The 12,034-nt window shown below is 48.5% G+C and carries 14 protein-coding genes; 13 read left to right on the forward strand and 1 reads right to left on the reverse strand.

Annotation, left to right across the window (positions count from 1 at the left end):
• Positions 1 to 138 precede the first annotated feature (138 nt).
• A complete protein-coding gene (locus tag AAFN46_RS20305; protein ID WP_347810508.1) occupies positions 139 to 501 on the forward strand; it encodes a hypothetical protein in 363 nt (120 codons plus the stop codon).
• Positions 502 to 578: 77 nt separating this feature from the next.
• Positions 579 to 920 carry a hypothetical protein gene (locus tag AAFN46_RS20310; protein ID WP_347810509.1) on the forward strand — a complete coding sequence of 114 codons (342 nt, stop codon included), beginning with the start codon at positions 579 to 581 and terminating at the stop codon, positions 918 to 920.
• Positions 921 to 1,398: 478 nt separating this feature from the next.
• On the opposite strand, the gene AAFN46_RS20315 is transcribed toward AAFN46_RS20310, so the two are convergent.
• Positions 1,399 to 1,530, reverse strand: coding sequence for a hypothetical protein (locus AAFN46_RS20315; RefSeq protein ID WP_347810510.1), 132 nt, complete (start codon positions 1,528 to 1,530; stop codon positions 1,399 to 1,401).
• A gap of 889 nt (positions 1,531 to 2,419) precedes the next feature.
• Between AAFN46_RS20315 and AAFN46_RS20320 the strand changes: the two genes are divergently transcribed.
• From AAFN46_RS20320 to AAFN46_RS20370, 11 genes are all read left to right on the forward strand, one after another.
• Positions 2,420 to 2,728, forward strand: a complete 309-nt coding sequence (locus AAFN46_RS20320) for an NIPSNAP family protein (protein WP_347810511.1) — start codon at positions 2,420 to 2,422, stop codon at positions 2,726 to 2,728.
• Positions 2,729 to 2,818: 90 nt separating this feature from the next.
• Entirely contained in the window at positions 2,819 to 3,757 is a 939-nt protein-coding gene (locus AAFN46_RS20325; protein WP_347810512.1) for a hypothetical protein, read from the forward strand.
• 76 nt (positions 3,758 to 3,833) lie between these two features.
• Entirely contained in the window at positions 3,834 to 4,193 is a 360-nt protein-coding gene (locus AAFN46_RS20330; protein WP_241584860.1) for a lysozyme inhibitor LprI family protein, read from the forward strand.
• A gap of 532 nt (positions 4,194 to 4,725) precedes the next feature.
• A complete protein-coding gene (locus AAFN46_RS20335; protein WP_347810513.1) occupies positions 4,726 to 5,013 on the forward strand; it encodes a hypothetical protein in 288 nt (95 codons plus the stop codon).
• A gap of 480 nt (positions 5,014 to 5,493) precedes the next feature.
• Positions 5,494 to 6,180: a HEPN domain-containing protein gene (locus tag AAFN46_RS20340; RefSeq protein ID WP_347810514.1), complete on the forward strand. Its 687-nt coding sequence runs from the start codon at positions 5,494 to 5,496 to the stop codon at positions 6,178 to 6,180.
• 1,176 nt (positions 6,181 to 7,356) lie between these two features.
• The gene (locus tag AAFN46_RS20345) at positions 7,357 to 7,866 is read left to right on the forward strand and encodes a pyridoxamine 5'-phosphate oxidase family protein (protein WP_347810515.1); all 510 of its coding nucleotides are present in this window, start codon (positions 7,357 to 7,359) and stop codon (positions 7,864 to 7,866) included.
• Positions 7,867 to 7,977: 111 nt separating this feature from the next.
• Entirely contained in the window at positions 7,978 to 8,301 is a 324-nt protein-coding gene (locus AAFN46_RS20350; RefSeq protein ID WP_347810516.1) for a hypothetical protein, read from the forward strand.
• Positions 8,302 to 8,329: 28 nt separating this feature from the next.
• The gene (gene rpsU, locus AAFN46_RS20355; protein WP_347810517.1) at positions 8,330 to 8,608 is read left to right on the forward strand and encodes a 30S ribosomal protein S21; all 279 of its coding nucleotides are present in this window, start codon (positions 8,330 to 8,332) and stop codon (positions 8,606 to 8,608) included.
• A gap of 567 nt (positions 8,609 to 9,175) precedes the next feature.
• Positions 9,176 to 9,547, forward strand: coding sequence for a hypothetical protein (locus tag AAFN46_RS20360; RefSeq protein ID WP_347810518.1), 372 nt, complete (start codon positions 9,176 to 9,178; stop codon positions 9,545 to 9,547).
• 962 nt (positions 9,548 to 10,509) lie between these two features.
• Positions 10,510 to 10,842 carry a hypothetical protein gene (locus AAFN46_RS20365; RefSeq protein ID WP_347810519.1) on the forward strand — a complete coding sequence of 111 codons (333 nt, stop codon included), beginning with the start codon at positions 10,510 to 10,512 and terminating at the stop codon, positions 10,840 to 10,842.
• Between the two features lie 98 nt (positions 10,843 to 10,940).
• Positions 10,941 to 11,390 carry an SRPBCC family protein gene (locus AAFN46_RS20370; protein ID WP_347810520.1) on the forward strand — a complete coding sequence of 150 codons (450 nt, stop codon included), beginning with the start codon at positions 10,941 to 10,943 and terminating at the stop codon, positions 11,388 to 11,390.
• Positions 11,391 to 12,034: the final 644 nt, after the last annotated feature.

Genomic DNA, 12,034 nt, shown 5'->3' on the forward strand with positions numbered 1-12,034 from the left:
CTAAATATGGATATATACGATGCCTCAAAATAAGTCCGTGCACTTCCCTAACAAATGGTTCAAGTCGTTCGCTTCGCTCACTGCGGGACCGGCTAAAGCCGGCCCCTTAACCAAACGTTAGGCCACAAGGAAGAACCGTTGAAAGCTCTTGACCTTTTAAGATGCACCATAATCAGCCTTTTGCTCTCTCTAGCTGCACCAGGCTTAACAATGCAGTCGGCGGCGCCAGAGGAAGGCGAAGTCGTTATGGACCTTTCCGCTATTTCAGAAGAGCAGTTAGAGAATGCCGCTACAGAGGAAGAGTTTGAAAATTTAATATCAAGCATTCCCCAAAAAGAGATAGCGAGTTCTTGGGAAGACTCTCTATACGCATTTAGTCACCCACAAATCTTCTATTTTTATCTTGTGGCAGCTGCTTATATATTCCCTTTTATCTTTCTAGCCTCGGTAGCCTCTTCATTTTTAAGCATCCGAAGCAGGTCACGCGCGGAGCCGGCCTAACAATTGGTTCAAATCGCTCGCTCCGCTCGCTGGGACCGGCTAAAGCCGGCCCCTTAACCAAACGTTAGGAGCCAAGGATGTGGCAGCCGATACCCCTATATGAACTGAAGGCGCTGATCGCGCAGCAATTCGCTGAGTGCTCTCCAGAAACTCGTGCGCTGTTTGAGGCAAACGCTATCGCTCCCCAAAAGTGGGCGCTTTCCCCGTGGGGAGACGATGGTGGTGGCTTCTGGGTAATTGCCATAATTGGCCAGTTTGTCCTCTGGTATAACGACATTGAGGAAGGTTTCAATACATCATCGTTTACCCAAGAGGGAGCTATCGAGCAGTATTGGTGCAATCAAGACCCAGTACATGTAGCGCTGCTTAGCTTAAGCTCAAAATCACCAAAGTTAGGAGCACCCCATGCTCCTGCGTAAGCTCCTAACTAGTGGTCCAAGCCGTTCGCTTCGCTCTCTGGGACGGGCTAAAGCCCGCCCCTTAACCTATCGTTAGACAGCAAAGCAAAAGCGAGTGGAACAAGGAAGTTATGCGCTCAAAAACAATTATTGGTGGCCCGCCGGAAAATTTGCAGCGGCAGTACGAATCCGCCCCGCACTATTTGCGCTAGGACACCACAGTATTCACATGCGTAAAGGAACGTCCTGCTCGCGCCTACTCGGTCGCTGTAGGGTTAAACCGCAAGGCCGGCACGCGCCTGAACCAAGCTCACACCAACATCGCTGAGCACTTACGTTATGCTGCCGGCACAAGTCCGTGGCGCGGTCTAACAAGTGGTTCAAATCGTTCGCTGCGCTCACTGGGACCGGCTAAAGCCGGCCCCTTAACCATTCGTTAGACAGCAAAGCAAAGCATGTGGAACACGGACGTTATGCAATCAAAAAACCTGTTACGCATTCAGCCTGCGACTTCGCGGCGGCGGTACGAATCCGGCCCGAACCATTTGCTCCAGATCACCAGGTTATTCACAAACGTAAAGGAACGTCCGGTTCGCGCCTGCGCGGTCAGCACACGTTCCAACAGCAGCACGGTACGCGCCTGTTTCAAGCCTCCCGCTGACACCGCTGAGCACGTGCATTATGCTGCCGGCACAAGTCCGTGGCGCGGTCTAACAAGTGGTTCAAATCGTTCGCTGCGCTCACTGGGACCGGCTAAAGCCGGCCCCTTAACCATTCGTTATGAGTCCTAGTTCAATGTTGCGGTGCGCCATACTTTTCTTGGTATCAATAATTGGCTTTTGTGTAGCATTGCTTGCAGCCATGAAAGCATCGGTAGAAGGCCATCTATTCTGGTACGTGCGCTTTACATATTTCATGGCCATTAGCATTATCCCGTCATTGATTTGGCTATTCTGGAAATCCAGTCGCAACCAAACCACGCTTAATTTCAGCAAGCATCTCTATCTGGCAAGCTTCACGGGAATACTTCTTTCACTCCCAGCACTACAGGTAGTGAACCAATTTATAGATCCGTCGTTAGTATCTAATCGCTCATATGGCACAGCCGTAGGATCGGCGCTGTACTTGCTATTCGGCTACGCGCTCTGGTATTTCTCTGTTTACCGGCCGCATAACAAACGGTTCAAGTCGCTCGCTACGCTCACTCGGGACGGGCTAAAGCCCGCCCCTTAACCTATCGTTAGGCAGTAAGAGCAATCAACTAAATGCAAGCAGGGAAAGTGCGCAGGTTATGCTCAAGAAAGTGCGGCAAAGAGGCCACGCACCAGTTCACGACATCAGCCGTCGCGTTGCCTGGATGGTCGGCATGGCAAGCATCAGTGCGCTATGCACCCTCTCCGCTCGACGATGCATTGGGCCTAACAAATGGTTCAAGTCGTTCGCTTCGCTCACTTGGACGTCCAAAAGCTACGCTTTTGGCCGCCCCTTAACCAAACGTTAGGCATATATAAGGAAATTCTGTGATCACCTGCTATCTCAAATATATAGTCGACCCATACAAGCTCAAAGAATTTGAACATTACGGAAAACTATGGATTCCTCTGGTCGAGAAATTTGGCGGTAGACATCACGGTTATTTTTTACCATCGGAAGGTCCCAACAACGTTGCGCTCGCTATGTTTAGCTTCCCAAACTTGGCAGAGTACGAGCAGTATCGGGAAAAGTCACTCCAAGATGCGGATTGCATAGCTGCCTTCAAATACGCTGAAGAGCAAAAGTGCATCATCAGTTATGAGCGAACATTCTTTCGGCCTGTGTTCAATGCCTAACAAGTGGTTCAAACCGTTCGCTGCGCTCACTGGGACCGGCTAAAGCCGGCCCCTTAACCAAACGTTATGCACTAAAGGAGGCAGCTCACAATGCAAGATAAAATGGAAGAAACGCGCCGCCGCGAGCTCGCCAACGAAGATCGTAAAATATTCTCAGAGCGCGAGAATGAACTCCTTTCCTATAGAGAGCTTATTCAACAACAAGAAAAAGAACTAAATAATTACAGATCAAAATTAAAGAAAGAACAGTTTCAACGCGAAAAAGAATTACAGTTAGAGTTTGAGTCTAGGGAGAAGCTGTTCGCAGACCGTGAGAAACAGTTATACGAACGACAACGAGAATTTGAACAGCGGCTAATGCAGAGGCAGGCTGAAACCGAAGCGTTAAGAAATCATCTAGAAATAGAAATTGCCACCAGAGAAGCACGACTACAACAAACAGCTATTGAACTACAGCAGGAAAAAGAACGTTATAACTTAGAAAACAGAAAGAAAATTGAAGAAACTTCAAAGGATTATGTTTCTGATGCTTTAGACACTCTAGAAACCAAAGAAAAGCAGTTCCACAGAATATCTAAAATCTGGAGTGGCATTGGAGCGGGCAGCCTTGTCGTAGGCCTAATATTTTTTGGCGTAATTACTATTACTTCAGTGCTTTCTTTTCCAGCCGTTATCACTTGGGAATTTATCGTTTTCTCAGTTTTTAAGGGGGTTGTGGCATTAACATTTGCAGCAGCCTTAGCAAAATATGCATTTCTATTCAGTAGCTCATACATGCGGGAAGCACTTAAAAATGCAGACCGTCGCCATGCAATAAATTTTGGTAAATTCTATCTCGAATCTTACGGCGCTGCCGCAGAATGGTCTCAAGTAAAAGAAGCATTCGAGCATTGGAACATCACAGGCGAAAATGCATTCTCTCCAAAGAATGAAAAAACCGTAGATATCCCTACTCTCGCGAAAGCAGCTGAAATCATCGAGCGGGTTAGCAACAGCTTGCCAGCTATCGGCACCAAACAAAGCGCATAACAAATGGTTCAAATCGCTCGCTTCGCTCACTGGGACGGGCTAAAGCCCGCCCCTTAACCAAACGTTAGAGGCAAAAATGCCTGATCGCCAAATCCCTGCTCTTGCGTCTGTTATCTGGCTATCTATCGCAAGCAGTTATGCAAGCGCAGAATCACAAGCGGAATATGCAGAGAAAGCGCATGCCTCTTGGCAGCAGCAGAACCAGTTAATGGAAGAAAGCTACAATCGCCTCCTGTCAGAAGCCGAAGCAGAGCCAAATAAAGAACCAGCCCAGCAGCTCAAAAAGGCAAAGGAGCATTGGGTGGAGTTTAGAAATTTATTCTGTAAGTCAGTAAGCCAGACCTACGGAGGGCAATGGCAGTCAGTGCGTGAGTCAGAGTGCATGGTAAACCTAGCAAACCAGTTAAAAGCAACTACTGACACATACGGGTGGTAGCCTCTAACAATGCGCTTAACGCCGCTCACTTCGTTCGCTGGACGTCCAAAAGCTGCGCTTTTGGCCGCCCGTTAGCTTAATCGTTAGACGGCAAAGCAAAGCATGTGGAACACGGACGTTATGCAATCAAAAAACCTGTTACGCATTCAGTCTGAAATTTCGCGGCGGCAGTACGAATCCGGCCCGAACCATTTGCTCCAGATCACCAGGTTATTCACAAACGTAAAGGAACGGCCGGTTCGCGCCTGCTTGGTCAACGCACGTTCCAACCGCAGCACGGTACGCGCCTGTTTCAAGCCTCCCACTGACACCGCTGAGCACGTGCATTATGCTGCCGGCACAAATCCGTGGCGCGGTCTAACAAGTGGTTCAAATCGCTCGCTCCGCTCGCTGGGACCGGCTAAAGCCGGCCCCTTAACCATTCGTTAGGCGCACAAGCATGATGAACAACACCTCCAAAAATTACGTACAGCACTCACTAGATCAAATTTTTCAATCATAGAAAACGAACTACAAAACGGCAGAAATTAAAATGATAAAAATCGCCTTAGCACTCATGCTGGCAGCATTCTCTGGAGAGGCTTTTTCAGCCAATCCACTAAACACCGTCAATGACCAGTTAAATCAACCCGAGACAGGCGGCGGCTCAGGTATATTACTTATATTTGTCATACTTTACTTTACACTAGCGCTCTGGCTGTTAATAAGCTACAAATCTCCAATCCATGAATGGGTAGAAAAAAACAAAGGAATGGCCTATTTTTGCTTTATTGCACTAGGGCCAATGCTATTGGCTGTAATCTCAAACCTATTTAAATAAGAGCCCATGCCCCCGCAAACGCCTAACAAACGGTTCAAGGTCGCTCGCTTCGCTCACTCCGGACGTCCGCAAGCTGCGCTTGCGTCCGCCCCTTAACCTGTCCGTTAGGCGGCAAAGCAAAAGCTGGTGGAACATGGAAGTCCGCAGGACAGAAAATTCAAAACCGCATACAACTCGTGACACAGATAGCCGTGTTTGTTTTGGCGCTGAACATCTGCGGAAACTCTCTTCGCTCAAACAATTTTCGAGTGACGTCCTCACGAAATCAGGCAATGTAAAAATTCTGCGCACTTCGTCATTAGAAGCGGGTGAAAGAGCATGAGGAAAAGCTTCAAAGCTAAAGCCGCTTTAGCTACTGTGCCGTATTCAGTAACAGTGTCCGGCTCAAGTCCGCAGCCTAACAAGTGGTTCAAGTCGCTCGCTTCGCTCACTCGGGACCGGCTAAAGCCGGCCCCTTAACCAAACGTTAGGTTAATCAAAATGACGCTTGCGTGGGACAAGATAAAAACAGAATGCGAGAGCAGCCCAGTAATAGGCGTTGCCTTTGACAGGCTTAACTACAACTTCTCAAGAGTTAATAACCTTCTCTCTCTTTACAAAGAAACGTCTAAAAAGCAGAGGGGGCGAGTTCTTGTTCATCAAGCTGACATACTGCGCTCCGCAGTAGTGCTGATGCACGCCATGCTAGAGGACTGCCTCCGCACAATAGCCTCCCACTATTTACCTTTATCCCAAGAAGACTATCTGAGCAAAATACCCCTGCATGGGCTAAATAACTCTGGGCGCCCTGAAAAATTTCACTTAAGCGAGCTTGCCAAATTCAAGGGAATGACGGTAGACCAAGTAATCAGCGCATCAGTAAATTCGCATCTTGATAGAACGTCATTCAACAATGTCGCCGACATAACAAATTTGCTTCAGTCCCTAGATGTCGACACGAAAGAGCTAGCAGACTTTTTCCCCACCCTAGAGTCAATGATAAGCAGGCGTCATCAAATCGTACATCGCGGCGACAGGGTAGAGAAGCCAGGGAAAGGAAAGCAGTATGCAGAGTCCATCCGGCTTGCCGTCGTTGAAAAATGGGCGCACAACGCACATGAATTTTTGGCCAGAGTGTTCTTTTCACTAATAGGCGAAGACCAAGGCGTCTCCATTCGATTCACCTAACTAGTGGTTCAAGTCGCTCGCTTCGCTCACTCGGGACCGGCTAAAGCCGGCCCCTTAACCAAACGTTAGGCGCACGAGCGAAATGGGTTGTTCAACACCGAGCCAGGAAACACAATCACCGCATCGTCGCGGTGTTCCTGAATCGAATAGTCGCCGGACAGTAGAGGCCGTTATTTGTGGCCCGCAAAGGAGTTGCTTGCAGAACATGTGCACATCACAAATAACTTCCGGGCCAAGTCCGACACAGCGTGCGCTCCGCCGGTCACGCTCGGCGTTGGCATCACGTCCTGCGTCCGCCCCAGCACCGTGCCTAACAATTGGTTCAAGTCGTTCGCTTCGCTCACTTGGACGTCCAAAAGCTGCGCTTTTGGCCGCCCCTTAACCAAACGTTAGGCGTAAGAGCGAAATGGGTTGTTCTGCACCGAGCCAGGAAACACAATCACCGCATCGTCGCGGTGTTCCTGAATCGAATGGTCGCCGGACAGTAGAGGCCGTTATTTGTGGCTCGCAAAGGAGTTGCTTGCAGAACATGTGCACATCACAAATAACTTTCCGGGCCAAGTCCGACACAACGTGCGCTCCGCCGGTCACGCTCGGCGTTGGCATCACGTCCTGCGTCCGCCCCAGCACCGTGCCTAACAATTGGTTCAAGTCGTTCGCTCCGCTCACTTGGACGTCCAAAAGCTACGCTTTTGGCCGCCCCTTAACCAAACGTTAGGCTAGATATTTTATGGACGCCGAACCAAGATTCTCCGAATATCCTTGCGAAGAATATTTGAGCAGTACCCTCTCAAAAAATGGATATTATTCTGAAGCCTCCTACACACAGGTCATAGTCCCAATATTCGAGGCATACGAATTGCGAGAGGTTGAGTTTCTTGCTATAGGCCGATCCGGAGCTGACGGAATTGATTTCGGGTACAGAAAAGGAAAAAGTGGAATTTGGGCCTACTACCCAATTGACAATGAATTTAAGTATATGTCGCCTTCTCTTTCTGAGTTTGTACCGGCGTGGGTTTCCGGAGGCTTGTATGTTTAATAATCAACGCTCAAGAAAAATCAAAGCAGACGACTTCCAGGTCCGCCTAACAACTGGCTCAAATCGTTCGCTTCGCTCACTGGGACGGGCTAAAGCCCGCCCCTTAGCCAAACGTTATGCCATCACAAGGAACTACAGTGAACATCAGGGAAAACTGGCAGAAAATTAAGGAAACGCTCGAAGAAGGTCAGGCATCGACTATTTATTGCTCAATCGCAACGGTCAATCCTGATGGCACGCCTCACATCACCCCTGTCGGCACTGTATTTCTTCGGGACGATCAAACAGGATACTTCTTCGACCACTACGCCAAAAACCTAGGCAGCAATATTGATCAAAACCCAAACATTTGCATTATGGCAGTGAACGCTGGGCGAATTTATTGGCTTCACTCATTAATTAAAGGGAGGTTTGTATCCTCCCCCGGTGTGCGTTTATACGGAAAAGCCGGCCCCATCAGACCTGCCACACCAGAAGAAATAGCCAAAATCGAAAAACGAGTTAGATTAGCAAAATGGCTGAAGGGAGCACGGACACTTTGGAGCGGACTTACACATGTACGCGACATTGAATTTAGCGACTATAAACCGGTTACTTACCCTGTAATGATGGAGAGCGTTCCTCCTGAACTATCGAGCAACGCATAACAATGCGCTCAACTATCGCTCACTTCGTTCGCTGGACAGCCAAAAGCTGCGCTTTTGTCTGCCCGTTAGCTTAATCGTTAGGCGGCAAAAGCAACAAAGGAATGTGCGGGCATGGAAATTCTTAAAAGTTATATCCCAACACTACGTGCAACGCCAAAGCCAAATGTGCTCAAAAACTGGCTCGGCGCCCCACTCCAGCTTTTTCGCTGCTCGCCGCGCATCAAGGCTGCGGGTTATCGCCGCAAGCGCTTGGATGTCCGCTTAGTCGAGGCCCCAGCCAAAATAAATACGTGGCTTGAAAGTTCGCTGCGGGTCGGCCACTGTGCGATATTCATTTCCTGCGTCCGACTCGAAGTCCGCAGCCTAACAACTGGTTCAAGTCGTTCGCTTCGCTCACTTGGACGTCCAAAAGCTGCGCTTTTGGCCGCCCCTTAACCAAACGTTAGAAGCCAAAGAAGGACAGGTGTCAGTCCATAAAACGCCAACAATGTCAGTGACAGTAAAAGTACAGAATGACGAGTCAATTGATTTAGCGCTTAGGAAGTTAAGCAAAAAAGTCAAAAGCGAAATGGATCGGCGCTGGTATAAGCGGCGTTTTGGTTACTATGAGAAGCCGTCCGCGCTTAAGCGGAAGAGTAAGAAAATGAAGAAGCTTACAATCCAATCAGGTGGCACGTTATGGCTGAAAATTGGATTGAAAGAGCAGTTCTCAAAAAATGGTGGTTCGGCTGCCGGTCGTTAGTCGTGCAATTGGCTTCTAACAATTGGTTCAAACCGTTCGCTTCGCTCTCTGGGACGGGCTAAAGCCCGCCCCTTAACCAAACGTTAGGTTCTTAAGAGAGGTTCGAGTGGGATTCAAAGTGTACTCTGAAGGCCTGCTTCCAGCAGGTTTTATGTACCCGCCAGATTTCTTGAGAACGGCTGACTCCCTCACGTTCGATGCACTCTATCCCTGGTGGTTCATTGACGCCCTATCAGAAACAGGCAAACTTATGCAGCGCCACATCTGCGAAAGAGGCCTTGTCCCATTTGCCAAAACTGACATGTACGATGATATAGCGTGCTTTGAAGGCAATGACACCTCGGGTAATCCAAAAATTATAATTCTTTGCAGCACTCCTGAGCGCAGCTATTCGTACTCTACTTACAGCGAATGGTTTGTGGCTGCCAGATCAGATGCCGAATCAAATGTATAAGCCAGAACCTAACAAGTCGCTCAACTATCGCTCACTTCGTTCGCTGGACAGCCAAAAGCTACGCTTTTGTCTGCCCGTTAGCTTAATCGTTAGGGTGCTAGATGAAGTCATCCGTGAAAATTGACAACCACTTATTTGAAGTAGAATTCTTCAATTTTGGCCGTGAAAAATACTATGTTGACGGACAGCTCATAGAAAAACGCTGGAATCTATACTTCACTGGCACACGAAAATTCAAAATCGGCTCACGCGACGTACAGATAAACATCAACTGCATACCAACCAACTATTATTGCCAGTTGTTTGTCGATAACAAATTACATGCCGAGCAGCTATTTCCAGAAATTAACAAAAAAATCAAGATACATGCTGAAAAACGAAAAGCCATTGAGCCTCGCATAAAAGTTGCCAAAGCATTTATTGTCGCGCTAGTTATTTGTGCAATCGCAGTTACGGTGTACAACGAAGTGCGGCTAGCCCCCTAACTACTGGTTCAAGTCGTTCGCTTCGCTCACTCGGGACCGGCTAAAGCCGGCCCCTTAACCAAACGTTAGAGGTGCCCATACCATGCCACTTGCGTACAAAAGGAAATTTCTTCTTTGCCTTTTGCTGCTCGGCATCGTTTTCTTCTTAGCTACACCGTTTGCTTTATTAGCTTTATCCTTTAACTCTCCATCCCATAGCCCAAACTCTTTATGGTCGATTCCCGTATTGGTCCATCACACAGTCTACAAACCTATTCTGGATCGTTTACCAGCAGAGCATTTTTATAAGATTCAATTTAGGAATTTCGCTTTATATATGTGCGAACAACACCCGAAGAGGTGCACAAATTGACCGTCGCACCCCTAACTAGTGGTTCAAATCGTTCGCTGCGCTCACTGGGACCGGCTAAAGCCGGCCCCTTAACCAAACGTTAGGCGTAAGAGCGAAATGGGTTGTTCAGCACCGAGCCAGGAAACACAATCACCGCATCGTCGCGGTGTTCCTGAATCGAATGGTCGCCGGACAGTAGAGGCCGTTATTTGTGGCCCGCAAAGGAGTTGCTTACAGAGTATGTGCACATCACAAATAACTTTCCGGGCCAAGTCCGACACGCCGTGCACTCCGCCGGTCAAGCTCGGTGCGGTCATCATTTCCTGCGTCCGACTCGGCACCGTGCCTAACAATTGGTTCAAGTCGTTCGCTCCGCTCACTTGGACGTCCAAAAGCTTCGCTTTTGGCCGCCCCTTAACCAAACGTTAGGAGAGTCACTTTGCGAATTTGGATAACCCTAGGATTTTTTATTACAGCACTCCTTCGCGCAGAGCTATCTGGGGCCGTTGATATCCATCCTACAACCGCATTAGTACTATCAGAGTCCGCATTGGTCGGGATGCAGCTTTCCGTACAAAGGGCACACCAGCAAGGGAAGGCCCCGCAATCCTTGTACGAATGCACGCAATCAATGAGCACCTCAAGTTTTACCGATGTATTTGAATCACTGCTTATCGAAAACTTCAGCAAGGAAGAGCTGCAAGTCACTGAGAGCTTCTTCCAAAGCCCTGTAGGCCAGAAGTACGCTCTACACGGGATATTGCAAATTTATGCCGCTGTTGGCGAGCCCCTGCCAAAGTCCATGCCAGAGCTCTCTACCTCAGAGTATCGAGATCTTGAGAAATTTAGTCTAACTAAAGCTGGCGATAAGCTAATTGTTCAAAAAATATTTGAATCACAATCCACCCGCCAAGTAGTTAGCTCTCGTATACGTGAGCTATTAGCTACTTGTCACGCGAGCTGACTCTCCTAACAATGCGCTCAACTGCCGCTCACTCCGTTCGCTGGACAGTCAAAAGCTGCGCTTTTGCCTGCCCGTTAGCTTAATCGTTAGGCACAGCCATGGCCTTGGTCGAGCACGAACTAATCATTAATGCGCCCCAGACAACTGTCTATGCCGCATCACAGGACTATTCAGTTAGGTACCAGTGGGACCCCTTCCCTGAAAAAATTGAATTCCTAGGTGGTGCAACCGAGGTGGGAATTGGGGTGAAAACACTCGTTGTCGCCAAGTCCGGCTTAACAATGGAAGTTGAGTTTGTTCAGGTTGCTCCGCCTACAACGGCAGCCATAGTCATGACCAAAGGCCCTGCATTCATCAAAAGCTTTGGTGGTAGCTGGGTTTTCAAGCCCCTCTCCCAAAACACTACAAAGGCAAAATTTCGCTACTCCATCAAAACCAAGAAATGGGCGATTCCCATAATTTCAGAATACGTAGCAAGCCTTTATTTCAAAAGAGCAGTTAAGGCCAGGCTCACCGGCCTTAAAAAATACTGCGAGCAAGGTGCCTAACAAATGGTTCAAGTCGCTCGCTTCGCTCACTCGGGACCGGCTAAAGCCGGCCCCTTAACCAAACGTTAGGGCATATGAAAATAATCCGTACACTTTTGCTCCTACTAACTGCAATAAGCCCTACGTTACATGCTGAGAGTTGCTCAGTTTCAGAAAAAAATATTTTAGGAGCTTGGAGTAGAGCAGGAGACCAAGGGTTCTTCGAGGAGTTCTCACTCGCGACATACTCTGGCTCAAACGATTTCAGCTCATGGATTCACCATAGGCCAGAGATTTCCGGTGCAGCTTGGGAGGTCAAAGATTGCCGACTATTAATTACAGGTCGCCACAATGAATTTCCGCCATTTCAACTAAAAATTCTTGGCCTTAAAAATGACCAGCTCCACCTGCATGATGAGTCAGAGAATTCACAATCAGTGTACAAACGAATTCCGAGCCAGCCCTAACAAATGGTTCAAGTCGTTCGCTTCGCTCACTCGGGACCGGCTAAAGCCGGCCCCTTAACCAAACGTTAGGCGTAAGAGCGAAATGGGTTGTTCAGCACCGAGCCAGGAAACACAATCACCGCATCGTCGCGGTGTTCCTGAATCGAATGGTCGCCGGACAGTAGAGGCCGTTATTTGTGGCCCGCAAAGGAGTTGCTT

Origin of the sequence: Pseudomonas sp. CAU 1711, from assembly GCF_039888625.1 — a bacterium.
Classification (GTDB): Bacteria; Pseudomonadota; Gammaproteobacteria; order Pseudomonadales; family Pseudomonadaceae; genus Aquipseudomonas.